Below are 23,835 nucleotides of genomic sequence, written 5' to 3' on the forward strand. Positions count from 1 at the left end.
ATCAATCTTAGAAAAAAGATGGACAAAATGAACGTTGCGTATGATAAGAACATCTACCCAGAATGACCTGATCAGATACATATATCAGGAGACCGACACAGAAGAAAATATCGAAATTCAAACTGCCGCCATTTTAAATGGCTCGCTGGCGCATGAGTTGCGTGAACTTGAGCAAACAGTGAAGTCTATTACCGCAGCTGAACGAGTACCTTCTGAGTCGACTATCGACAAAATACTAAGTTACTCTAAATCCTATGACCTTCATTCCTTGAAATAGCCTAATTTAGGGGCATGACGAGGAAGCAGAGATACGAGGCTTTTATAGCATACTTTAGTAAAAACCAACCACAGGCCGAAACGGAACTGCAATATGGCAATCCGTTCGAGCTGCTCGTGGCTGTGGTTTTGAGTGCGCAATGCACGGATAAGCGAATCAATATGGTTACGCCCAAGTTGTTTCAGGATTTTCCTACCCCGGCCCATTTAGCGGCTTCTCATTTTGACGAACTTTTTCCCTATATAAAAACCGTTTCGTACCCTAACAACAAAACCAAGCACCTTTTGGGCTTGGGCAAAATGTTGGTGGAAGATTTTAATTCTGAGATTCCAGAAACCATTGAGGATTTACAGAAACTGCCCGGTGTAGGCAGAAAAACAGCTAATGTGATTACTTCTGTAATTTGGAATCAGCCCAGTATGGCGGTAGACACGCATGTGTTTAGGGTCTCCAAGAGATTGGGTTTGGTAAATCAGAATTCCAATACTCCCTTGGCAGTAGAAAAGCAATTGGTGAGCCACCTTCCAAAAGAAGTAATTCCCCTGGCCCATCATTGGCTCATATTGCATGGTCGCTATACTTGCTTAGCGCGAACACCCAAATGTGAATCGTGCGCTTTAACTTCTTTTTGCCGTTATTTCGAAAAAAAGGAAGGAATAGCGCGATAGTGCCAGTTGATTGTTCACCATGAAAATTCTGTATATCCACCAATATTTTAAAACGCCTCAAGAAGGTGGAGCCATTCGCTCCTACTACTTGGCAAAAGGCTTGGTGGACGAGGGTTTTGAGGTTGAAATGATTACTAGCCACAATGAAGGAATCTATCAGAAAACCGTAATTGATGGAATCACAGTCCATTACTTACCAGTTTATTATAGCAATGACTTGGGTTTTCTCAAACGCATTTTTTCTTTCTATTCATTTCAAAAACAAGCCAAGCACCTGATTTCAAAAGAGAACTTGAGTTTTGACTTGGCATATTTGACTTCCACACCATTAACAGTAGGTTTGGTAGGCCTTTGGTTAAAGAAAAAATTACGCAAACCCTATATTTTTGAAGTACGTGATTTATGGCCCACAGCTCCTATTCAGATTGGGGCGATTAAGGCTGGCTGGTTGAAAAAACGGCTTTATGCGCTTGAAGCTAAAATATACAATCATGCAGATAAGATTATTGCACTTTCACCTGGGATGGAAGATTGGATCAAAGAAGTAGTTCCAGAAAAGGAAGTGCACATGATTCCGAACATGGCCGATTGCGAGTTTTTTAGTAAGGAGTTAAAAGACCCAAAACTGACTTCGTTTTACCATGTAAACGATGCCTTTGTTGTTACCTATTTGGGAAGTATTGGTATTACCAATCACCTTGAGTTCTTGCTGGATGTTGCTGAAAAATGCTTAAAAGCAGGACTAAATATAAAATTCAAGGTTGTGGGTGAAGGCTCGAAACTTCATCAGATTAAACTTGAGGCCTATTTAAAAAAGCTCAACAATTTAGAATTTTACGGCCATCAGAATAAAGAAGGTGTGCGCAGAATATTGAACGTAACCGATGCTACTTATGTCTCTTTTGCCAACATCCCTGTTTTGGGCACCAACAGCCCAAATAAAATGTTCGACAGTCTGGCTTCGGGTAAACTTACTATTGTAAACTCAACCGGCTGGACAAAAAATTTGGTAGAAGAGAATAAGTGTGGCTTCTATGCTAACCCAGAAGATCCTACTGATTTTATTCAGAAGATTACACCATATATTAATCAACCCCAAAGGCTAGAAGAGTACAAAAACAACGCACGTAATGTGGCAGAAAAACTTTACTCTAGAAGACTTCAAGTACAGAAGTTGATTTCCGTACTTGAGTCGAACAATAAAGACTAATTGTTTTTAGGCCTGTACCTAGACTGCAATAGAATGTCATTTGCATCCGTCAACTTCATCAATTCAGTAAAGTCCAAATCCTTTTCTTCTTGATATTTCTGAACGATTCTCCAACCCACCCACTGGCCAATTCTACCAGGGCAAATGGGGTCAATTTCGGGAACTCCCGGGCGTTCATCAATATACTTCGTCAAATTGAGCGGATCTTTATTGTACAACAACGCATTATCTACAAAATACGACCAAAGAAAACCTTCACTTCGAATTGAAGAAGCTAAGGTTTCGCTATCATAGCCCATAATCAAACTATCGGGCAAACATGGCAACATGGTTTTCGTAAACTCAAGCGCCTTTCCGTAGTAAACCATTTCCTCTAAAATAGTACGCTCGCCATTATCAAAAGTATCGTTGAATTTCAATGAAGTGAACTGAACAATGTGCGGAACCAGGTGCTCTGGAGTTAATCGCACTAAAAGGTAATCATATACATTTGGTCGATAAGAAGCTTCAGTACCTAAATAGTAATCGAGACTAATAACCACAAGTGAGTCGGAGAAAAACACATCGTTACCAAAAGCCGAGTAAACAGTTTGAACTTTGGGCACTTTGTATTCTGGATAGTAAGATTTGATCCGCTTAAAAGCCATTTCTAAATCTTGCTCTAATTGGGCCTCATTTATAATCTGTTTGGTTTGCTGATAGAGTGTATCCACAAATGGGTTTTTTATGAGATTAAAAACCTCTGTAAGCATCTCAGCTTTAGACGGATAGTCGGCCGCTAAAAAGAAGTAATCGCGTACCACAGGATTTTCTTCAAAAAAAGCACTCAATGCCGCAGTATCTTCTACCGAATGAATTTGGTCTACCAAACTCTTATAGTCCAAATCAAGGTCTATATTTGGAATATCTTTGCAAGGGTCGTCTTTGCCACAAGCCATTACCAACAAGAAAACGAAACTAATAATCCAGCTTTTGTTCATACTTAATTTTAAATGACAAAAGTATTCATTTATTTTATTCCCCATGAGGAAATTCACTTTTGCAGCAGTTCTGTTAACCTTATTTAGCATATCAGCACTGGCACAAGATTATAACATAGGCATTAAATTAGGCCCTACACTTACTTATTCAAAACCAAGTACGGATGGTGCAAGCACGAATTACGATGATAACGGTTCTTCCGTTCAGTTTTTAATTGGTGCTTTTGTAGACTACCAATTTAAAGAGAACTACTTTTTCAGTGCAGGAATTAATTATGCTTCCAAAGATTTTGGAGTAACTGCTCGATCAACCAATAGCATAGCCAATGTAATTGGAGCTGCCGATTTTAGCCAAGAGTTTTTGCAGGTTCCGGCCTTATTAAAGCTTTACACAAATGAAGTAATCCTCGACACAAAAATCTACTTCAATTTTGGAGTAGTACCTGAAATACGCCTGAGCAATTCTCCCAAATCCGACAATTCAGACATCATTCGTGAATTCAGAAGCTTTGATGTAGCGGGTAATTTTGGCGGGGGTTTAGAACGAACTATTGGCGTTAATACTCGCCTTTACGCTGGCCTTTTCTATAATTTAGGTTTTATCAATCAGGTAAAAACTCAAAACGAAACCTACGATGAACTGAGCCTTAAAAACAGGCTGTTTGCATTAGAAGTTGGAATTAAGTTTTAACTGGCCTTAGTACGCTTGGTTAAGTGAAACTTTCCAGTGACTTATAAATTTTAAGTGCTACTATGTAAAGCCCTGCTTCATCTCCCCAAGCTACCTTTTCTATCTTGGACATTCCTTCTACGTATACATCTGCCCATGTGTCTAAGGTTTTCACATTGGAGTGCCCCATTAAAGCTCGAATAACACGAACTAAGTCGGGGTAGAACTCTAAATGAATACCCACATTGTTTAAGCCAATAACCATCTGACGATACTTAAGGTCTTGTTTTATTAGATGCAGGGCGAGGGCTTTTTTATCCATAACAATTAGTTTAAACGTTTGTAATGTTCACTCAAAATTAAAATCTTTATCGTTAAACACAATTAATAGTTCATTATACGATATAATATTTACGTATAACGATAATTATGTTTATTAATACCAGTTTTGATTTTCCTATTTTGGTCAATAATTTGCGTTCAACGATAATTTTATGGCCAATAAAAAAATTTACAACCGTATTAAAGCGGTCTTAGCAGAGAAGGGAAAAACCAATAATTGGCTTTCCGAACATACTGGGAAAAATATCACCACTGTTTCTCGTTGGTGTACTAACGATATGCAACCTACTATGGAGACTCTATTTACTATTGCCGAAGCACTAGATGTAGATGTTAGAGAATTATTAGTAAGAACAAAAGATTAACTTATCAGTACACCTGATGAATTTAGCCCTCCTCTTTTCAGAGCTATTTTATCTGTGCTTTTTGCTAAGTTTGAGTTTATGTCTTGGTTCAACTATTAATCAGATAAACAAATATGTAATCATTTGATTACTAATGCAAGCATATGATAACAATATTTTAATTATGTCAGTAAATGATCGTCTGGAGTTATTGATGAGACATTTTGGATTATCTGTAAATTCAATGGCTAAAAAATTGAATTTCAGTCGCACCACAGTTCATAATATAGTTTCTGAAAATGGTAGACGTACATCTCCGAGTCATGATTTTTATTCAAAACTGAAAGAATCATATGAGAACATAAATTTAAACTGGCTGATTACTGGAGAAGGAGAAATGTTACTTGATAATGAAACATTATTAGCGGCCGACTCCGCAGCAGAATACAAGGCTCTGAAGCCGAAAAATACTGAACTTCAAAAGGTTTTAAACGAAATTAAAAAAGAACTGCAGTCTGTAAATCAACGTATTGACAAATTGGAGAGAGGCCAATTAGGCTGAGCCTTCCGAAATCACTATTAATAAGAGAATTTTAACCTCGCACCTATAAAGTAGTTTCTACTTGGTGCAGGCTGAAAATAACGATTGCCAAAAGCGTTAAGGTCGTTGCCCAAACTATAATCCACATCAAAAATATTGTTCACTCCTCCAAACACCTCCCATTGGGTCTTTTTCTTTTTAGGGATGAGGTAACTGTAATTCAGGTTCCACAGGTTGTAAGGTCTTGAATATACCGTGTTCGCATCGTTGAGGGGAATAGCGTCTGAATAATGATAACTTAGGTTCACGTCTATGTCGTAAATGAAGCTCGCATTTACTTGTAAGTTCACTACATTTTTGGCCGTTCCAGGTAAAGCGTTTCCTGAGAAATCATCACCATCATTCACATAATTTTTGTATTCAAAGGCATGAAAAGTGTAAGAAAGCGATGTTCTCAAATTCTGTAAAGGCTGTTTTTCATCTTTGATCCATTCGCCCAAAAGTTGCCACTCTAATCCCTGCTGAATGTTTTTCCCTGCATTTCTAAAGAGCACAACACCATCGCCATTAGTATAAGATGAAATCGATTCCTTTAGGTCGAACCTAAAAATGGCCATGTCGAAAGACAGTCTAGAATTCAGCAAATTGCCCCGTACATTCCATTCATAATTGGTGCCTTTTTCAGGTTGAATGTCGCGGTTGATACTGCCTTCATTGGTACGGACCTCAGTGGTGGTTGGCGGTGAAAAGCCTTGTGAAATACTGAAATGAACCGATAGGTCTTCATTCAATTTTTTCGATACCCCTAGCCTTGGCGACCATACCGTTTCGAATTCCTTATTGAACTGAGTAGGATTGTTATTTACTTTATCTACCAAGCGATTAATGTCGTAATTAAGCGCATTCCTACTAAGGCCAGCGGTGACAAAAAGGTCTTTCATGGGCTCTATTTTAAAAGAACCAAACAAAATGGACTGCCTTGAATTGATGTCATCTTCAAAGTTAATGGTGTCTGCTTGCCCCATCACGTTGCCAAAGTTCTTCCCTGAAAAAAAGGACTTCTGAAACTCTGCCCCAACTACAAACGAGGCGGGTTTTTCAGCCAAAATCACATCCCTACTCACCTCCATTCTTCCTCCTAAAATATCTTGTTCGTCTTGTTTATAGTCCAGAATAAATGGGTTTTCGAAATCCATCTTTGAACCAAAAATTGACATTTTTCCTTTCCAAGCCCTGCCCCACTCTAACTCCTGTCCCAATTTCATAAGCCAATACTGATTATCAACAGAAGCATTTCTGTCTATACTTCCCGGCCTCGATTGCCTTCTGTTTTCACTTCGTTGTAAAGGATTTAGCGCCCCGGGTATTTCATAGAACAGGTTTGAGTATAGCCATGAAATCGAAAAGGTCTGTTTGTTATTCGGAAAAAATAAGGCATCCATTTCCAAAATACGCCTGTCCATTGCGTTGTGCTCTCTATAGCCGTCTGCTTTTTGAATGGCTGCTTTTACGGTAAGGCTGTTTTTCTCGCTCAACTGATTGAAAATCACATCCGCTTTTTGCATTCCATAAGAACCCACCGTGGCTGATGCTTGTATGCTATTGTTCAGATCGCCCGGCACTGTACTTTTCAGTTTAATTACCCCCCCTGTTCCTGCACCATAAATACTACTAGCGGGGCCTTTTATAATTTCAATTCCAGAAATATTGTTGAGGTCGAGTAAGTTGATGAAGGTATTTCCTCCGGGTTCAGTAAAGGGAATGTCGTTCCAATACACCTTCACATTTCGCACACCAAAGGGAGAACGAACCGAACTTCCACGAATAGAAATGCGATAGCTAGCTCCGGCCCTTTCTTCGAAACGAATGCCAGGGACAGAATTAACAGCTTGCACTAAAGAGCTTCGATCGAAGCGTTGTAAATCCCTCAGTCCAATGGTTGAAATAGCACCTGCTTGCTCGCTAAGGTCAGTGTTTTCCAAAAAGCCTTCTACCTCTACACTTTGTAAATTGGTTGTATTTGGGCTAAGCGTAATGGTTTGCCAAGAGTCTACTTCAATCTCAATTTCCGTAGTTTTAAAACCGACATGAGAAATATTGACTTTGCTGTTCTCTGTAATTTCCAGCACTACAATCCCCCGTTGGTTGCTTACCTTCACTTGGCTTGTGCCTAGTACATTCACTAAGGCACCTTCTACGGGTTCGGCATTCTTGCCTAAGAGTATTATTCCCGTTTGGGCCTTAGTTGAAAAACTTATACTCAAAAAGAATAGCACCAAAACTAACTGAGCGTGCTTCATAAAGTGTTTTGATTTTCGACCTCTCTTTGCAATGTAATTTTCCACACTCGAAGATCGGATTTTTTGTGGATTGAGAACACTTTCCTCCTTGTTTTAAAGGATTTCAGGCTTAGTTATTTCGAAATAGTGTAAGTGGTTTTTTCTTTGTCGATTTCAACTTCTGATAATATGAGTTGGGTGAGCGTATCACCGTATTCCATAATTTTATCGATAAGCTTCTGTAACTGCAGCCTGTCTTTTGCAATGATTTCTAGTTGAACATTTTGACCACCCGTAATTCTATAAGCTCTTTTTACTTCAGGGTAAGTTCCTACAACACTTAAAAAAGACTTGAGTTTGCCGTGAAATACCTTCACCGAGATAAAAGCCTCAATATCATACCCAAGTAACCGACTGTTGATTTCTACTGTATAATTAGAAATCACCCCTTTCTCTTCTAGCTTTTGAACACGCTCTCTTGTGGCAGAAGGGGAAAGACCAACAAGCCTCCCGATTTCGGCAAAGGAAAGCCTTGAGTTTTTCTCCAAAACCTTCAGGATTTTTAAATCTAAAACATCAATCATTGAATCAACTGCTAATTACTAATAAAAGCGTTCATAAAACTGAAATATCAAATTTACACAATTCAATCAATTTTATAATGAAGCAATCTCAAAAGATCTTTGTAATGAATTAACCTTTTAAACAAAATGAAAAAACCTAATCCATTTCACTTGGCTATTCCTGTGCAAAACTTGGAAGTATGCCGAGAATTTTATGGTCGAGCCTTAGGTTGTGCCGAAGGAAGAAGCGCTGAAAAGTGGGTCGACTTCAATTTTTTTGGTCATCAACTCGTTATTCACAAAACCTCTAAGGATCAAGAAATCGACAAAGCTCAATCTAACCCTGTAGACGGACATGATGTTCCCGTTCCTCACTTTGGTGTAGTATTAGACTGGAGCGAATGGGTGGATTTGTCGGAACGGTTAAAAGCTGAAGAAATCCATTTCGTTATAGAACCATATGTCCGTTTTAAAGGCGAAGTTGGAGAACAAGCGACCATGTTTTTTCTAGACCCTGACGGCAACGCTCTAGAGTTTAAAGCTTTCAAAAATATCGATCAATTATTTGCCAAAGGTTAAACTCCTTAAAATCGACAGTTTTTGCGATTGCGAATTCAACCGATTCTTGGCAGACGTTTGAAAGTAAAGTACAAATCTGATACATTTAATCACTAGTTACATGGTAGAACAGCCGTTTTGCCATGTAATAGGCTTCCATCATGAATCAATTTTGTATGAAAAAGACTTATTCGATACTCGCTTTACTAATTTTTGCCACGTCACTTCATGCGCAAAGTGATGTATACTTTGCCTCCACGCCTAGCCTAAATCCAGATGGTTCGGAGGTTATTTTTGCTTATGAAGGCGATTTATGGAAAGTAGCTACTGCTGGAGGTACAGCCAGCCGAATTACAGCCATGGACGGTAATGAGAGTTACCCGCGCGTGAGCCCCGATGGCAAATGGATTGCTTTTTCTTCGGAACAATACGGAAATAACGACATCTACTTGATGCCTTATAACGGTGGCAAAATCAAGCAACTGACCTTTAATTCATCAAACGACCAGATGGAAACCTGGGCTTGGGACAGCAAAACCATTTACTTTCAGTCTAACCGATACAATAGCCGATCGGCTTATTCGGTAACGGTTGACGGAGGTACGCCTAAGCGCCTTTTCGAGCATTACTTCAACTGGCCACACAACTTGGCCATTCACCCCGATGGTTCAATTTATTTTAACGAAAGCTGGGAAAGCAGCAATCAAGTAGCCCGAAAGCGATACAAAGGCGCCTTTAATCCAGAAATCAAATCATACAATCAAAAGACAGGCGATTTTGAGGTGCACACCAATTACGATGGAAAAGATATGTGGGCAACAATCGACCGAAAAGGGAATGTATACTTTGTGTCGGACGAAGCCAATGAGCAATACAATTTGTATGCGCTTGCAAATGGCAATAAAACTCAGCTGACCAGTTTCAATACTTCTATTAAAACACCACAGGTAAATGCGAATGGTGGTAAAGTTGTTTTTGAAAGAGATTACCAGCTATATGTTTACGATGTAGCCAGTAAGAAGAGCGAGAAACTCAAAATCTCAATTTTTGAAAATTCAACCCTAGCCAAAACGACAGACTTTAACACCAAAGGAAATATTTCTGCCTTCGATATTTCTGGAGATGAAAAGAAAATGGCCTTTGTATCGAGGGGCGAACTTTTCGTTTCAGACATCAGCGGTAAGTTTATACGGCAGGTAAGCACTAATCCTAAGGAAAGGGTAACCGAAGTAAAGTGGCTTAAAGACAATAAAACTTTGGTTTATACGCAAACTGTGAAGGGTTACACCAACCTTTTTAGCATTGACGCGGCTGACCTACAGGCCAAAGAAAAGCAACTGACACAAGATGACCAGTCGGCCAGAAACCTTGAACTCAATAAAGAAAAAACGCATGGGGTTTACTTTAGCGGAATCAATGAGGTGCGTTTGTTGGATTTAAACACGCTGAAAAGCGAAACCATTGCCAGAGAAGAACTTTGGGGGCTATACAACCCAACACCAAGATTCTCGCCCGATGGCCAATACATTGCCTTTACGGTTAGAAACGATTTCGAAGATGATGTTTATCTCTATCATATTCTTTCCAAAAAATTAACCAATTACACTAAAACAGGAGTGCCCGAAACTAGCCCATTTTGGGGACCTGATGGTAAATACCTCTATTTTGTGTCGGACAGAACCAAGCCGAGTTACCCTTTTGGTATGCAGAATGGCAGAGTGTACCGAGTGCCACTTTCTCGTCAAGAAGAAGCGTTTAAATCAGATAAACTGAATGAGATTTTCGAAAAAGAGAAGAAAAACGACAGCAGCAAAGTGGCGGTTTCAATCGACTTTGATCAGGACTGGCTGAGAAGTTTAGAGCGAATCAGCCCTAATTTTGGGGCACAGAGCAACCCCGTAGTAATCAAGTCTGGTGACAAAACCCATGTGATTTATTCTTCTAACCACGATGAAAATCAGCGTTCGCTTTGGGTGACGACCATTGAACCTTTCGAAAGAAACAAGACAGAAAAAATAGCTGGAACAGGCCGTGTGGGTGGAGACATTATTACCGTAAACAAAACGCATTACCTATTAAATGCTAGCAGCATTAGCAAGCTAAATCTGACACAAAATAAAATAAGTGAGATTGAAACGGACTTTACATTCAGAAAATCGCTACGCAACGAGTTCGATCAGATGTATGATGAAACTTGGGCGGGCATTGAAGAGAACTTCTACAACGAAACCTTTCATGGTGCCGATTGGCCAAAGCTTAGAACGCAGTACGCCCAATTTCTTCCACATGTAAAAAGTAGAGATGAATTACGTGTGCTCCTGAATGATTTATTGGGCGAATTAAACTCTTCGCACATGGGCTTCAATTCTGGAGGAAGGGAAGAACGCACCTATTATGAGACACAAAGCTTGAATTTAGGAGTACTATTCTCGAACGAAAACCCATATGAAATCGCAAAAGTGGTTAGTGAAGGGCCAGCCGATTATTCGAATAAGAACATCCGAAAAGGTGACATTATCACTTCGATTAATGGAATGGAAGTGGATTCGCAAATGAACCGCGAGTATTACTTGGCGCAACCTTCGGTAGACGAGGAAATTACGTTGGGCATAAAACGAGGAAAAGAGAGCTTAACCGTGAAAGTGCACCCTTCTAGTATGGGTGCCTTGCGTGGCAACTTGTATGACGAATGGATTGCCGACAACCAAAGCAAAGTAGATAAAGCCACCAATGAGCAAGTGGCCTATGTTCACATGAAAAACATGAGTACAGGTTCGCTTGAAAATTTCTTAATCGAAATGACTTCTGAAGGCTATAATCGTGAAGGTCTCATTTTAGATTTGAGATACAATACGGGTGGAAACGTACATGATGAGGTGCTTAAATTCTTAGCCCAAAAGCCTTATTTGCAATGGAAATTCAGAGAAGGAAAACTTACTACTCAGGCCAATTTTGGAGCAGGCGCCAAGCCAATGGTGCTATTAATTAACGAGCAATCGTTAAGCGATGCAGAAATGACTGCAGCAGGCTTTAAAGAACTTGGTTTGGGTAAAATAATAGGTACCGAAACTTACCGCTGGATTATTTTCACAAGCTCGGCAGGCTTGGTCGATGGTTCTTCTTACCGCTTGCCTTCTTGGGGTTGTTATACCATGGACGGTAAAAATTTGGAAAGTGAAGGTGTAAGCCCTGATATTTTGGTAAACATGGATTTTAAAGACCGCATTAATGGCAGAGATCCACAGCTCGATCGAGCTATTGAAGAAGTGATGAAGCAACTGAAAAATTAGCACCATGACATCATATAAACTCTTTGATTCCAAAGAGGAGCTGCTGCAAAGGCTAGGAGATGAAGGGCGAAAGATTATTAGAATTGGAGACAAAAAGATTTGCTTAGTTTTAAATCAAGGAGAATTCCACGTGTTTGACCATCTTTGCCCTCATAATCAGCATTCTTTGCTTGAAGGGGCAATTAATTATAAGCATGAAGTGGTTTGTCCGCTTCATGCTTATCGTTTTAGTTTGAAAGATGGGATGGAATGTGAACAACGAACAAAGCCATTGAAAATTCATTCTTTAAAAATTGAAAATGATGGCGTTTTTCTGCAAGTCAATGATTGATTTCACGATTAAAAACTAATTCACTAATATTAGTCCAGTTTTGGCAGGTTCATCATACATTCTTCAGCCCATCGACACCCAAAAACGGGTAATATCTCTAGATATTTTGAGGGGAGTTGCCGTGCTCGGTATTCTATTAATGAGTATTCAGAGTTTTGCAATGCCAGCTTCCGCCTACTTGAACCCAACCTCTTTCGAAAACCTAGAAGGCATAAATTTCTATGTTTGGTTGTTGAGCCATGTATTTGCCAATGAGAAGTTTCTGGCCATTTTAGCCATGCTTTTTGGCGCCAGCATTATTCTGATCTCTCAAAAAGCAAAAAAAGAGCATTTACGATCAGGCAACTTACAGTACCGCAGACTTTTCTGGCTACTTATCATTGGTGTTTTCCATGCATATCTGCTTTGGTACGGGGATTTGCTAGTCGCTTTTTCCATTTGTGGCTTCTTTATGTTTGCTTTCCGAAGCAAGAGTAAAGCCTATCTTTTTAGGGCTGGAATAATATTTCTAGTACTAGGCTCGGTGCTTAAACTTTTATTGGCGTACAGCATTCCGTTTTGGGAAGCAGGTCAGTTTCAAAGCCTTGAAGAGGAAGTATGGAACCCAAGTGCAGCTACAATTTCTTACCAGATTGACCATTACACTAGCAGTTGGGAAAGGCAAATGCTTATCAGAGTTCCGGAAGCATTAAACATGCAAACCAAAGTGTTTCTATCGGAAATATTTTGGAAAGTAAGCGGGCTTATTCTCTTAGGCATGGCCTTTTACAAAAAAGGGGCACTTACCACTAAACAATCGAAAAAGTACCTGTCTAAAATGGCCATCTATGGTATTGGAATCGGACTACCAATGGTAATTGGAGGTGTTATACTTGATTTCCATTATCGTTGGGATTTCGAATTGAGTTACTTCTATTTTTCTCAATTTAACTATTGGGGCAGTGTTTTATTGGCCATTGGCTATTGTGGACTAATTGCTTTCATCTGTAAGATTTCCACCCGAAGTTTTATTGCCAAGAGCCTTTCTTACGTAGGTAGAATGAGTCTTTCTAACTACCTGTTTCAGTCTATTATATGCAGTTTTATATTTTACGGACATGGCTTAAGCCTCTATGGCGATTTAGACCGTTCGGCTCAAGCGGTAGCTGTATTGCTCATCTGGATTTTCCAGATTGCCTTTTCCACTATTTGGCTTAGCTATTTTCAGTATGGTCCCTTCGAATGGATTTGGCGATCGCTCAGCTATGGCCGTTTACAGGCCATTCGAAAAGTAGATTAAACCGCAGATTTAGAATCTATCAATTCATCTTGTGTATTAGATTTCACAGCATAATTGAACCCTTTGTGAATTCCATAAGCTCCATACTCTCCTGTTTTGCTTAAAGCCAAAAAGCCCACCTGCAAATCCATGTAGTTGTTTTTGTACTTTCTTATAATTCGATCTACTGCTTCTTTGCAAGCTTCTTGTGGAGGATAACCTTGGCGCATCAGCTCAACAATCATGTGTGATCCGCAAATCTTAATCACAAATTCACCCAAGCCAGTGGCAGTGGCAGCTCCAATTTCATTGTCAACGTACAGTCCAGCTCCGATAATTGGTGAATCACCCACTCGACCGTGCATTTTCCAAGCCGCACCGCTGGTCGTACAAGCGCCAGAAAGGTCACCGTCTGCATCTAAAGCCAACATACCGATGGTGTCGTGGTTTTCAACATTAATCTTCGGTTTGTAGTCCTGATTTTTAAGCCAGTTTTTCCAAGCCTTTTCAGCCTTTGGCGTAAGTAAGTTTTCTTCTTTAAAGCCTTTTTCTAAAGCGAATTGCTTGGCGCCTTCTCCCACTAACATCACATGAGGTGTATCGTCCATCACCTTTCTCGCCACAGAAATGGGGTGCATAATGTCTTGAAGAAAAGCGACTGATCCACAGTTTTCATTATGATCCATAATACAAGCATCGAGCGTTACGATGCCATCGCGATCTGGAAAACCACCAATTCCTACCGTAGCATTATCAGGGTCGGCTTCGGTAATTCTTACCCCTTGTTCCACAGCATCAACAGATTTTCCTCCTTTAGACAAAACCTCCCAAGCGCCAACATTGGCTTGCATTCCGTGGTTCCAGGTAGAAATAACAATGGGTTTTTGGCCCGCTTTGGCTGGAGTGGCACAAGCCAAAGTGGATAAACTTCCGGTGGTTACTGCAAGGCCTCCTAGTATGCCTGATTTGATGAATTTTCTGCGATTGCTCATGGTAAAAATTTTAGGAAGTTAAAAAAATGTACCGACCTGTGACATACCTTTTCACATTGATTTTATATTTGTTTGAATCTCAATATCTTCCCGAATGAAAAAAATAGTAGCGATTGTTGGCGTATTCGCCATTCTGGCCTCTTCATGCCAATCTAATTCTTATGAAGATCTGGCGGTTAGCTCGGTTCAAATTGTTCCTCAGCCTCAAAGCATTGAAACCACAAACAACGAAACGATGGTCATTTCTTCGGGCTTAACCATTGTGGCCGTAAATGAAGAAGAACAAAAAATCGCCAATTATTTGAAAGACTATTTTGCTGAAATTAACTGGACGGTGAAAGTAAAAGAAGATGTACCAAGCAATAATTTCATTGCTATTCAACAAAAGTCAATTGGTTCAGATAACCTCGAAGCCTATGTACTGAGTACTACTAAAGAGGGTGTTAAAATAGAAGCTGCCAATGGCAAAGGTTTGTTCTATGCCGTTCAATCATTAATTCAAATGCTGCCCCTCGATGGAGAGGCTGTAAAACTTCCTGTAATGAAAATTAATGACGAGCCTCGGTTCGTATATCGTGGAATGCACCTTGATGTGGGTCGTCATTTTTTTCCTGTTGAGTTCGTGAAAAAGTACTTGGACATGATGGCCTTTTACAAAATGAACAACTTCCATTGGCACCTTACCGAAGACCAAGGTTGGAGAATTGAAATCAAGCAATACCCTAAACTTACCGAAGTGGGCAGCATACGTAAGGAAACCATGGTAGAGAAAAACTTTAGTCCATATGTAGGAGACGGTATTCCTCATAGTGGTTTTTACACCCAAGAAGAAGTAAAAGAAATTGTGGCTTATGCCATGGAAAGACAGATCAATGTGATTCCAGAAATTGAAATGCCAGGGCATAGTGTGGCAGCTTTAGCGGCTTATCCAGAGCTGGGCTGTACGCCAGGTCCGTTTGAAGTGAGTACCATCTGGGGTGTCGATAAGAACATCTACTGCCCAAGCGAAGAAACGTTCACTTTCTTAGAAAATGTACTTTCAGAAGTCGTTGAGCTGTTCCCAGGTCAGTACATCCATATTGGAGGCGATGAAGCGCCAAAAGACCGATGGAAAGAAAGCGCAGTAGCACAAGCAGTAATTAAGCGTGAAGGTTTAAAAGATGAGTTTGAGTTACAGAGTTATTTCATCAAAAGAATTGAAAAGTTCTTAATTAGTAAGGGCAAAAAACTCATCGGTTGGGACGAAATTTTAGAAGGAGGCCTAGCACCTGAAGCCACGGTAATGTCGTGGAGAGGGGAAGCCGGAGGCATTGAAGCGGCAGAGCAAGGCCATGACGTAATTATGACACCAAACAGCGTTGCCTATTTTGACCATTACCAAGCAGGCCCAGAAGGAGAACCTTTGGCCATTGGCGGTTTTACTACACTTCAAGATGTGTAGGATTACGAACCAATTCCTGAAGAACTTTCTAAAGAGAACCAAAAGCATGTGCTAGGTGCTCAGGCCAATGTTTGGACAGAGTATATGAAAACCTCTGATCATGTTGAATACATGGTTTTTCCGCGTATGCTGGCCCTTTCGGAAACAGTTTGGACGAAGCCTGAAAATAAGAACTGGGAAAGGTTTCAGAAGAAGCTAAAATACCAATACAAGCTGCTCGATTCAAAGAACATCAATTATCATGTGGCTGCTCCGGCAGGTTTGAAGCAAGGCTTAACACTTTCCGAAGAAATTGAGATTGAACTTTCAGTGCCGTATTCGGACGCCAAAATTTTCTATACAACAGATGGAAGTGAGCCTTCGGAAAATTCAATAGAATATACCGCTCCATTCATTCTGAATATAGCTGAAAAAGAATTGCAAGTAAAGGCGGTAACCGTTACTTCCACAGGAAAATCCAGTCCTATCGTTCAGGGAGTTTACAAGAAAGCTGAGTTGGTTGAATCCTTGAACCCGCTAAAAGTAAATAATGGATTACAAACCATGCTTTACGCTCGAAATTATTCAAGCGTAAACCAAATTGAAGGAATAGCTTCTTCTACTTTTGTTTCCGACAATGTAGTCTTGCCTACTAATCAACCCGATCAATTTGGTCTGGTATTCCAGGGGCTCATCAATGTTCCTACCGATGGCATTTACATTTTTTACACCACTTCTGATGATGGTAGTGTACTTAATATTGATGGTGAAAAGGTGGTTGATAATGATGGTCTTCATGGCGCTCAGGAACGAATGGGAGAAATTGCCTTGAGGGCTGGCTATCATAATTTTCTACTTAAGTATTTTGAGGCTGGTGGGGGTGAAACCTTATCTGTTGCCTTTCAAGGTCCTGATATAGAGAAGCAAGCTATTCCGGCTAACATGTTTAAGCATTAGATTTCGCATTTATGCGATCCTGAAGGCTCACGCCAAATCGCAGAAAGCATATTTCTCGATACACAAATATCGGCTGAAAGAATCCGTCCGTAGTGCTATCAATAGGTGGGTGTATTTGGCTTAACTCAATTGAACAGACAGATTAAAAATGAAGAAAACTATCCTTTGGCAACTCATTTATTTTAAAGATATTGGATAGGTCAAACTCAAAAAACACTATCATGTCATTCTCCTATATTCGAATGGCTTCACGAAGCCGAGTTAAAAACAGGTTTTTTCTTTGCTCAGCATTTCTAGTCTTAACCTAGGTATGTCTATTTTTCAAGATGAATTTTCAAACTCTGAAAATTGCCGAATTCACACCTACGATTACACTATGTTATGAATAAAATATTTAGGAAAAACATCTTGCTAGCCCTTGTCCTGACTGCATTTTCTCTGTTCAGTTGCGACCGGAGAAATGATGAAGATCGATTTCAGGCCGAAATTCGCTATTTCATTCTAGAGCATTTGGATAATGATATTGCCTATAACCCCGTTCGTTTTCAACGTATAGACAATGATTTTCTATCGTCTGATATGACATTAATGACTTCCGTTCTGGCCATTCAAGATACGGTGAGAACAAAGGTAAACATGGCCTTAAACCTTTCTGTGGAATTTGAAAGCCCTGTCATCCAAGCCTTTCTTAGCATGGAAAACAATTTTGAAATCGATTTGATTGATGAGTTAATTCTGGAAAACATAAAATTAGACAATGCGCTTAAGACCAAACTTAAATCAAACCAATCAACTTTCCCCGAAAACTATCGTGCACAGCAGCAGCTTTTCACCGATCAGCTTTTTGCTATTAATAATGCTTTGAGCCACTTTAATCTTTCTGCTTATCATCTTGACCTCAGCGGAAAAGCATCTACTTTTTATTTACACGAGTACCAACTCAATCAAGCGCAAAACATCACAACGGTTTTTGAATTGAATACCGAGAGTTTAGAGGTGCTTTCTTTTAAGGACATTTAGGCTCATTGACTGGTCTGCTGATTGAATAAAATGGCGGAATAGTTTATTCTTTTTTCAATAATTTATTAGCTTTCATATTGATATGAAAGCAAACCATTTTAAGTCCCTCGGAATAGCAATTTTTTCAACATTCGCTATAGTTTCCTGTTCTTCAAACAGTTCCACCGAGAGTGAAAACTCAAACCTTGAAGGGAATTATGAGCTGGTTAAAGTAGATTCTTTAATGGTACCAGTTTTAGAGCCACTTCAGATCACAGATTTCAATCCAAAAACGAATCGTTTCTTAGCCTATGGTACTCAAAGTAAGGCTTGTATGGAAATTGATGCAGAAGGGAATGTGTTAAGTTCAGTCGATCTGACTGGAGAGGGGCCGGGGCACTTTGGTCCTGGAATGAGTGGATTGGGCTATTTGGGAGATAATATAGTTGTAGAGGGAGCTGGCGCTTACTATTTCTTCGATGCCGACTGGAATTATCTTGAAAAGTTCACTCCTGGCTCTGGCTATATACCATTATCATATATTAGCGGGAAGCCCGATGCGGTAGAAATAAATGGAGTAAACACTGTAATCAAGGCGAAAAGTCAGAATTATAACGGCAATGTCGAATTAAAGGAAGGCCATTTTAATACTGCTATGATGTTGGAGGCATTTAATTCAAAAAGCCAAGAGCCAACAGAATTGCTACCTTATCCAGAAAATTCAATTTACAGGACTAGTGAGCTTTATTTTGACGGACATGAGCCTAAAATTAGCTATAATAAGCAGAAGGAAGAACTGATTTTAATGTTGCCTTTGGAGCCGAAAATGTACAAATATGAACTCAAGAATAACCGGTTCGAATTTGTGAGTACATCTAATTTGGATTTGAAAAATTTCAGAACACCACAAGGTATACCTTATGAAGATCAGCATAAGAACCCACTCAAAAATTTCGGCAGGTCTAACGAGTTAAATTATGTTTATAGAGTACTGAACAGTAGTATTTTAGATGTGAATAGCTATGGTGAAATTACTATGATTAGGTATAAAACAGGGGCTAAAGAGCCAACCAACATTATCCGCTTTGAGGAAGCACTCAAATACGCCAAGTCTGAAAGTGAAACTCTATATTCTTTTTTTGTTAAGGATAAAATGGTGCTAGAAACTGATATTGACCTTGGCAGATATGTAAGATTAAGTGAAACTCAATTTTTAGTCCCTTATGTAAACGAGGAAGAGGAACTCGATTATAATAAGTTCTATATTTATGAGCTTAAGAAAGTAAAATGAGTTTAATCGGAAACATAATCTGGATTGTATTTGGGGGTTGGATGATCGCCTTGGAATACATTATTGGTGGCATTGCCTTATGTCTTACCATTGTAGGAATTCCGTTTGGAATTCAGTGCTTTAAACTGGCCATTGTAGGCTTTGCACCTTTTGGGCAGCAAGTTCAACCGGGCAGAACGCTTACCGGCTGCCTTTCGCTTCCGCTAAATATTATCTGGTTTATTTTTGGTGGCTTCTGGGTCTTTCTTACCCATCTTTTTTGGGGCGTTATCTTCTGCATTACTATCATAGGTATTCCTTTCGGAATGCAACACTTCAAACTCGCAGGCTTGGCCTTTGCTCCGTTTGGGAGGGGGATTTGATGTCGAGAATAATAGGCCTACTTTTTTATTATTGAGATATAATTTCGGACTTTGTAAAATGGAATTTACACCCTAAGTACAATCATTATAATACAACAATTGAATGTCGACCAAGTTTTTTAACAACACACAATCTAATACCCTTTTTCAAAAGTTCTCCGGCATTCTGGAACACATGAAAAGCGTATATGCATTTCATGCTGTCGTGGGTTATTTTAGATCATCTGGTTACTTCGCGCTGCAACCTTACCTCAAGAATATAAAGGAAATCAAAATACTTGTTGGTATTAATGTCGATCAAATGTTTGCGGATTCGCAGAGAAAGGGATTGCTTTATTTTGGCAGTGAAGAAAAGGCCAAGTCAGAATTTCTGAAATGGTTTATTCAAGACTTAAAAGAAGCGAAATATTCTCAAGAGGTTGAAAATGGTATTTTGGATTTTGTTAATGATTTGATTGAAGGGAGAATAGAGGTAAGAGCACACACGTCAAAAGCAATTCATGCTAAATTCTATCTGTTTCTCCCAGAGCTTCACAATGAACACTCTGATGGTTGGGTTGTTATGGGGTCTTCTAACCTGACCATGGCAGGTTTGGGTATAAAGCAATCACCAAATTATGAGCTAAATATTGCTCTGAAAGATTATGATGATGTCAGCTACACAAAAGAGGAGTTTCGAAGGCTTTGGGAAGAGTCTACATCAATTCTTCCAGCCGATATTCAGAGTTTCAAAAAGAAAACTCACATAGGTCAAGAGTTCACCCCGTTTGAATTATACATTAAGCTCTTGATCGAATATTTTGGAAATAATATTGATTACGATCCAGATACAGTTGGGGACTTACCTAAAAGCTACAAAAAGTTAAGCTATCAGGTTGATGCAGTAAATCAAGGTTTTCAAATGCTTATGGAACATAATGGCTTTTTTTTGGCCGATGTTGTGGGCTTAGGAAAAACAGTTGTTGCAGCTATGATTGCTAAGAGGTTTCTTATTGCAAATGGTTCTCTGAACACAAAAATTCTAGTTGTTTATCCTCCTGCATTAGAGAAAAACTGGAAGAATACTTTCCGTCTATTCGGCATTGATAGACACGCTAAATTTGTCACTAATGGAAGGTTAGAAAAGCTTGTAGAGGGAAGTGACCTGAACTATTGGGCTAAAGAGGATTATGACTTGGTTTTAGTAGATGAAGCGCATCGATATAGAAACCATACCTCTCAAATGTTTGGGCAATTACAAAGAATTTGTAAAGCCCCTAGAAATGGAGAAGGGCTTATTGAGGGTAAGAATAAGAAAGTAATTTTAATTTCTGCTACCCCACTAAATAACCGACCGCAAGACCTTTATCATCAACTACTACTATTTCAAAATGCACGGAAAAGCACTCTTCATGTAACTAACTTACAGGCATTCTTTGGCCCAATTACTAGAGAATACCGAGAGCTAATCGCATCCAAGAAACCGAATCTTGATAAGATTAGAGCGCTATATGCCAATATTCGGGAAAAGATTATTGAACAAGTTACAGTAAGGAGAACTCGAAAAGACCTTAAAAACTATCCAAAGTATGAAAATGACCTATCCGATCAAGGAATTCGTTTTCCTGAACTTTCCTTACCCCGAGCAATTGTATATGATCTAAATCCGAGGCTTAGTAAGCTTTTTTATAAAACTATTTTTTACCTGACCGATGAGGATAAAATTAACTATAACCGATATCAGGCTATCCGTTATTTAAAACCAGAAATTCAGGAAGAATTCTATGATCAGGCAGAATTGGTTTCTAAATCATTAGCCAGTATTATGAAAACCTTGATGATAAAAAGGCTTGAGAGTAGTTTTCATGCTTTTAAAATTACATTGAACAATTTGCTGGTGTCTACAGAGCGTATGATCGAAATGTTCAATAATGACAGGGTACTTATCGCTCCTGACCTTAACATTAACGCGCTTATCGAGAAAGGTCATACCATGGAGGAAATTGAAGGTCTGATTGATGAGTTAGGGATTGAAAAGCCGAAGAATCGCAGGTTTTATAAAGAAGATTTTCAAGAGGAGTTCTTGACAGGGTTGGAAAAAGATCGCGGCTTATTGAAGCAACTTGTTAAAACCTGGGAAGGAGTAAAAGAAGACCCTAAACTTGATGAGTTCTTTTTTAAGTTAGAAGATCAGCTTTTAGACAAGGCAATTAATCCAACGGGGCAATTGATCATTTTTACTGAAAGTAATGATACCGCTGAATATTTGGCCGAGAACATACTCGAAAGACTTGGTAAAACAGTATTGAAGATTTCTTCGGCCAATCGAAAGAAAATATTTGAAACCATTTTACAGAACTTTGACGCGAACTATGTTGGCGAGCAGAAAAGTGACTATGATATCTTAATCACAACGGACGTATTGGCCGAAGGAGTAAACTTGCACCGCGCCAATGTTTTAGTCAATTATGACACGCCATGGAATGCAACTCGCTTAATGCAAAGATTGGGACGTGTCAATAGAATTGGTAGTGTGGCTGGGGTCATTTATAATTATAACTTTTACCCGTCACAGCAAGGCGATGAAGAAATTAAACTTTATAAAAAGGCATTAACAAAGTTACAAGGTTTCCATACGGCCTTTGGTGAAGATGCCCAAATCTTTACCCATGAAGAGATGGTAGAGCAGTTTGAGCTTTTCAAAGAAGGTATGGTCGATCAAGAAGATAAGCGATTACTCTATTTGCAGTTTATTCGCCAATTCAAAGACGATTACCCAACCGAATTTAAACGCATTAAAAACTTCCCGCTCAAAGCCCGAACGATTAGAAATAATAAAAATGCCAATACAGATACTTCTTTAGACGCCACCTACATCTTTTTGAAGTCCGCTTATAGAACAGAGTTTTACCATGTAAGTCATGATAAAAAAGTGAAGCCTTTGACTTTTCTAGAAGTAGCCGAAGCTTTTGAAGCGAAATTGAATGAACAGGGAATAAGAGAGATTCCCAAACACCACTATACACATGTGCAAGCGGCACTTAATGAATTCGATAAAGATTTTTTAGGAGGTACCACTGAAATCGTAACCACTCAGGACAAGGCTGATGCCATTTCAGCTCAGGCCAAGAAGTTTCTCAGAGATGATATTAAAGGAATTAGTCAACGCAAGGAGGTGAAAAAAGCTGCCGATGCCTTAATATTATTAGTAGATGAAGGTACTTATACGCCTTTACCGAATGAGCTACGAAAGTTAAAAAATCAGCTTCAGAAAAAGGCAATTACCTATGCTCAAGCAGACAATTTAGTAATTGGACTTGCTAAAAAATATGATGCCTTTGTGGAAGGAGATGACGATTTATTAGATGAAATCGATCTGAATGTTTCCCCCGAAATTGTAATCACTGAAACCTTTGTTTCATGAAGTTCGAGGAAGTCATAGGTCATATAGAACTTTTGGACTCAGGTCTAAAGAATGAAGCCAATAAGGCAGTAAACCGACTGTTGACTTTACGCAATTGGTTAATCGGCTTTTATATTGTTGAGTATGAGCAAAAGGGGGAAGATAGAGCGGCCTATGGTAAAAAGGTATTAGAAAATATCTCCAAAAAAATTGACAAGCCGGGTTTCTCTGTAAGAAACTTAAAGTTGTTCCGGCAGTTCTATGAAAGCTATCCTTCAATTGGGCAGTCGGTGTCTGCCCAATTGCAGCAAACCGAATTCTCAATTGGGCAGGTGGTGCCTGCCCAATTTGATAAGCTCCTTTCGGAGCAATCGAAAGCCCCCATTTATGCAGAAGTAGAAGAAAAAACCGTCAATCAGCTTTCCTTTTCTCACATAACGCTATTGCTCAGAATCAATGACCCTATCAAGCGCGCTTTTTACGCTGTAGAAGCCATCAGGGGCATTTGGTCTACCCATGAACTGAAAAGACAAATAGCAGCATTGCTATACGAGCGTAGTGGCATGTCTCAGTCACCTGAAAAACTGCTTGAAACCGTTCACCGAAACACATTGCCTTCGGTAGATGACAGACCCGTAATCAAAGATTTATATGCCCTTGAGTTTCTTGGCCTTCCTCAGCAAGCGGCAGTCGAAGAAAGTGATTTGGAAACCGCGCTTATTGACCACTTACAAGAATTTATTCGCGAACTAGGCCATGGTTTTTGCTTTGAAGCAAGGCAAAAAAGAATCCTTATTGGAGATGAATACTTTTTTATTGACTTGGTATTCTATCATCGGATTTTAAAATGCCATATCTTAATCGAATTAAAGGTGGAAGAATTTAGCCATGCCAATGCTGGCCAATTGAATACCTACCTCAATTATTATAAAAAGGAGGTACAAGAAGCAACTGACAACCCTCCGGTAGGTATATTGTTGGTTACGGACAAAAATGAGGCCCTCGTAGAGTATGCCACAGCGGGTATGGACGATCAGCTATTTGTACGCAAGTATATGCTGCAACTGCCCACTACCAAGAAACTGGAAGACTTTGTACGACAAGAATTAAAGAACATTTAA

Annotated in this window: 21 protein-coding genes and 1 pseudogene; 17 read left to right on the forward strand and 5 right to left on the reverse strand. The window is 39.4% G+C overall.

Annotated features, from left to right (window positions below; translation table 11 throughout):
• Positions 1-40 precede the first annotated feature (40 nt).
• Genes MB14_RS01995 through MB14_RS02005 form a run of 3 tightly spaced genes read left to right on the forward strand, consistent with a single transcriptional unit; the run spans position 41 to position 2,155 of the window.
• Positions 41-277 carry an aspartate-semialdehyde dehydrogenase gene (locus MB14_RS01995; protein WP_062588179.1) on the forward strand — a complete coding sequence of 79 codons (237 nt, stop codon included), beginning with the start codon at positions 41-43 and terminating at the stop codon, positions 275-277.
• 14 nt (positions 278-291) lie between these two features.
• The gene (gene nth / locus MB14_RS02000) at positions 292-945 is read left to right on the forward strand and encodes an endonuclease III (RefSeq protein ID WP_062588181.1); all 654 of its coding nucleotides are present in this window, start codon (positions 292-294) and stop codon (positions 943-945) included.
• A gap of 19 nt (positions 946-964) precedes the next feature.
• Complete coding sequence (locus MB14_RS02005) at positions 965-2,155, forward strand: glycosyltransferase family 4 protein (protein ID WP_062588183.1); 1,191 nt, start codon at positions 965-967, stop codon at positions 2,153-2,155.
• Here the strand turns inward: MB14_RS02005 and gldB are convergent.
• On the reverse strand, positions 2,152-3,135 hold the full coding sequence (gene gldB, locus MB14_RS02010; RefSeq protein ID WP_132644031.1) for a gliding motility lipoprotein GldB: 984 nt from the start codon (positions 3,133-3,135) through the stop codon (positions 2,152-2,154). The two genes, MB14_RS02005 and gldB, sit on opposite strands and share 4 nt — an antisense overlap.
• A 43-nt stretch (positions 3,136-3,178) precedes the next feature.
• On the opposite strand from gldB, the gene MB14_RS02015 reads away from it, so the two are divergent.
• Entirely contained in the window at positions 3,179-3,826 is a 648-nt protein-coding gene (locus MB14_RS02015; protein WP_053223328.1) for a porin family protein, read from the forward strand.
• Between the two features lie 19 nt (positions 3,827-3,845).
• Here the strand turns inward: MB14_RS02015 and MB14_RS02020 are convergent, their stop codons facing one another.
• Positions 3,846-4,127, reverse strand: a complete 282-nt coding sequence (locus MB14_RS02020) for a hypothetical protein (protein ID WP_062588187.1) — start codon at positions 4,125-4,127, stop codon at positions 3,846-3,848.
• Between the two features lie 172 nt (positions 4,128-4,299).
• On the opposite strand from MB14_RS02020, the gene MB14_RS02025 reads away from it, so the two are divergent.
• Positions 4,300-4,512: a helix-turn-helix domain-containing protein gene (locus MB14_RS02025; protein WP_062588189.1), complete on the forward strand. Its 213-nt coding sequence runs from the start codon at positions 4,300-4,302 to the stop codon at positions 4,510-4,512.
• 133 nt (positions 4,513-4,645) lie between these two features.
• The gene (locus MB14_RS02030; RefSeq protein ID WP_062588191.1) at positions 4,646-5,053 is read left to right on the forward strand and encodes a helix-turn-helix domain-containing protein; all 408 of its coding nucleotides are present in this window, start codon (positions 4,646-4,648) and stop codon (positions 5,051-5,053) included.
• A gap of 17 nt (positions 5,054-5,070) precedes the next feature.
• Here MB14_RS02030 and MB14_RS02035 read toward each other — a convergent pair whose 3' ends face one another.
• A complete protein-coding gene (locus tag MB14_RS02035; protein ID WP_062588193.1) occupies positions 5,071-7,332 on the reverse strand; it encodes a TonB-dependent receptor in 2,262 nt (753 codons plus the stop codon).
• Between the two features lie 113 nt (positions 7,333-7,445).
• Positions 7,446-7,895: an Lrp/AsnC family transcriptional regulator gene (locus MB14_RS02040; protein ID WP_053223333.1), complete on the reverse strand. Its 450-nt coding sequence runs from the start codon at positions 7,893-7,895 to the stop codon at positions 7,446-7,448.
• A 126-nt stretch (positions 7,896-8,021) separates the two neighbouring features.
• Here MB14_RS02040 and MB14_RS02045 point away from each other — a divergent pair, with 126 nt between their 5' ends.
• From MB14_RS02045 to MB14_RS02060, 4 genes are all read left to right on the forward strand, one after another.
• Positions 8,022-8,453, forward strand: a complete 432-nt coding sequence (locus tag MB14_RS02045) for a VOC family protein (RefSeq protein ID WP_062588195.1) — start codon at positions 8,022-8,024, stop codon at positions 8,451-8,453.
• A gap of 155 nt (positions 8,454-8,608) precedes the next feature.
• Positions 8,609-11,722, forward strand: coding sequence for a S41 family peptidase (locus MB14_RS02050; protein ID WP_062588197.1), 3,114 nt, complete (start codon positions 8,609-8,611; stop codon positions 11,720-11,722).
• 4 nt (positions 11,723-11,726) lie between these two features.
• Positions 11,727-12,053, forward strand: coding sequence for a Rieske (2Fe-2S) protein (locus MB14_RS02055; RefSeq protein ID WP_062301365.1), 327 nt, complete (start codon positions 11,727-11,729; stop codon positions 12,051-12,053).
• Positions 12,054-12,093: 40 nt separating this feature from the next.
• Positions 12,094-13,332, forward strand: coding sequence for a DUF418 domain-containing protein (locus MB14_RS02060; RefSeq protein ID WP_132644032.1), 1,239 nt, complete (start codon positions 12,094-12,096; stop codon positions 13,330-13,332).
• Here the strand turns inward: MB14_RS02060 and MB14_RS02065 are convergent.
• Positions 13,329-14,303, reverse strand: coding sequence for an isoaspartyl peptidase/L-asparaginase family protein (locus MB14_RS02065; protein ID WP_062588202.1), 975 nt, complete (start codon positions 14,301-14,303; stop codon positions 13,329-13,331). The genes MB14_RS02060 and MB14_RS02065 overlap by 4 nt on opposite strands.
• A 94-nt stretch (positions 14,304-14,397) precedes the next feature.
• On the opposite strand from MB14_RS02065, the pseudogene MB14_RS02070 reads away from it, so the two are divergent.
• From MB14_RS02070 to MB14_RS02095, 7 genes and pseudogenes are all read left to right on the forward strand, one after another.
• Positions 14,398-15,891: pseudogene (locus MB14_RS02070) on the forward strand (beta-N-acetylhexosaminidase); the annotation flags it as partial.
• Complete coding sequence (locus MB14_RS19210; protein WP_342775939.1) at positions 15,871-16,680, forward strand: PA14 domain-containing protein; 810 nt, start codon at positions 15,871-15,873, stop codon at positions 16,678-16,680. The pseudogene MB14_RS02070 and the gene MB14_RS19210, both read left to right, overlap by 21 nt.
• 381 nt (positions 16,681-17,061) lie before the next feature.
• Positions 17,062-17,700: a hypothetical protein gene (locus tag MB14_RS02075; RefSeq protein WP_062588204.1), complete on the forward strand. Its 639-nt coding sequence runs from the start codon at positions 17,062-17,064 to the stop codon at positions 17,698-17,700.
• 223 nt (positions 17,701-17,923) lie between these two features.
• Entirely contained in the window at positions 17,924-18,970 is a 1,047-nt protein-coding gene (locus MB14_RS02080) for a hypothetical protein (RefSeq protein WP_132644033.1), read from the forward strand.
• Complete coding sequence (locus MB14_RS02085) at positions 18,967-19,332, forward strand: YccF domain-containing protein (protein ID WP_062588209.1); 366 nt, start codon at positions 18,967-18,969, stop codon at positions 19,330-19,332. The genes MB14_RS02080 and MB14_RS02085 overlap by 4 nt, the downstream gene beginning before the upstream one ends.
• 175 nt (positions 19,333-19,507) lie before the next feature.
• Complete coding sequence (locus MB14_RS02090; protein WP_221405450.1) at positions 19,508-22,735, forward strand: helicase-related protein; 3,228 nt, start codon at positions 19,508-19,510, stop codon at positions 22,733-22,735.
• A complete protein-coding gene (locus MB14_RS02095) occupies positions 22,732-23,835 on the forward strand; it encodes a PDDEXK nuclease domain-containing protein (protein WP_062588213.1) in 1,104 nt (367 codons plus the stop codon). The genes MB14_RS02090 and MB14_RS02095 overlap by 4 nt, the downstream gene beginning before the upstream one ends.

Source organism: Roseivirga ehrenbergii (assembly GCF_001593005.1).
GTDB classification, from domain to species: Bacteria; Bacteroidota; Bacteroidia; order Cytophagales; family Cyclobacteriaceae; genus Roseivirga; species Roseivirga ehrenbergii.

Excerpts from the sequence above, each read along its gene's own strand:
- MB14_RS01995 (WP_062588179.1), top strand. The coding sequence starts at position 41 with ATGATAAGAACATCTACCCAGAATGACCTGATCAGATACATATATCAG.
- nth (WP_062588181.1), top strand. The coding sequence starts at position 292 with ATGACGAGGAAGCAGAGATACGAGGCTTTTATAGCATACTTTAGTAAA.
- MB14_RS02005 (WP_062588183.1), top strand. The coding sequence starts at position 965 with ATGAAAATTCTGTATATCCACCAATATTTTAAAACGCCTCAAGAAGGT.
- gldB (WP_132644031.1), bottom strand. The coding sequence starts at position 3,135 with ATGAACAAAAGCTGGATTATTAGTTTCGTTTTCTTGTTGGTAATGGCT.
- MB14_RS02015 (WP_053223328.1), top strand. The coding sequence starts at position 3,179 with ATGAGGAAATTCACTTTTGCAGCAGTTCTGTTAACCTTATTTAGCATA.
- MB14_RS02020 (WP_062588187.1), bottom strand. The coding sequence starts at position 4,127 with ATGGATAAAAAAGCCCTCGCCCTGCATCTAATAAAACAAGACCTTAAG.
- MB14_RS02025 (WP_062588189.1), top strand. The coding sequence starts at position 4,300 with ATGGCCAATAAAAAAATTTACAACCGTATTAAAGCGGTCTTAGCAGAG.
- MB14_RS02030 (WP_062588191.1), top strand. The coding sequence starts at position 4,646 with ATGCAAGCATATGATAACAATATTTTAATTATGTCAGTAAATGATCGT.
- MB14_RS02035 (WP_062588193.1), bottom strand. The coding sequence starts at position 7,332 with ATGAAGCACGCTCAGTTAGTTTTGGTGCTATTCTTTTTGAGTATAAGT.
- MB14_RS02040 (WP_053223333.1), bottom strand. The coding sequence starts at position 7,895 with ATGATTGATGTTTTAGATTTAAAAATCCTGAAGGTTTTGGAGAAAAAC.
- MB14_RS02045 (WP_062588195.1), top strand. The coding sequence starts at position 8,022 with ATGAAAAAACCTAATCCATTTCACTTGGCTATTCCTGTGCAAAACTTG.
- MB14_RS02050 (WP_062588197.1), top strand. The coding sequence starts at position 8,609 with ATGAAAAAGACTTATTCGATACTCGCTTTACTAATTTTTGCCACGTCA.
- MB14_RS02055 (WP_062301365.1), top strand. The coding sequence starts at position 11,727 with ATGACATCATATAAACTCTTTGATTCCAAAGAGGAGCTGCTGCAAAGG.
- MB14_RS02065 (WP_062588202.1), bottom strand. The coding sequence starts at position 14,303 with ATGAGCAATCGCAGAAAATTCATCAAATCAGGCATACTAGGAGGCCTT.
- MB14_RS19210 (WP_342775939.1), top strand. The coding sequence starts at position 15,871 with ATGCTGGCCCTTTCGGAAACAGTTTGGACGAAGCCTGAAAATAAGAAC.
- MB14_RS02075 (WP_062588204.1), top strand. The coding sequence starts at position 17,062 with ATGAATAAAATATTTAGGAAAAACATCTTGCTAGCCCTTGTCCTGACT.
- MB14_RS02080 (WP_132644033.1), top strand. The coding sequence starts at position 17,924 with ATGGTACCAGTTTTAGAGCCACTTCAGATCACAGATTTCAATCCAAAA.
- MB14_RS02085 (WP_062588209.1), top strand. The coding sequence starts at position 18,967 with ATGAGTTTAATCGGAAACATAATCTGGATTGTATTTGGGGGTTGGATG.
- MB14_RS02090 (WP_221405450.1), top strand. The coding sequence starts at position 19,508 with ATGAAAAGCGTATATGCATTTCATGCTGTCGTGGGTTATTTTAGATCA.
- MB14_RS02095 (WP_062588213.1), top strand. The coding sequence starts at position 22,732 with ATGAAGTTCGAGGAAGTCATAGGTCATATAGAACTTTTGGACTCAGGT.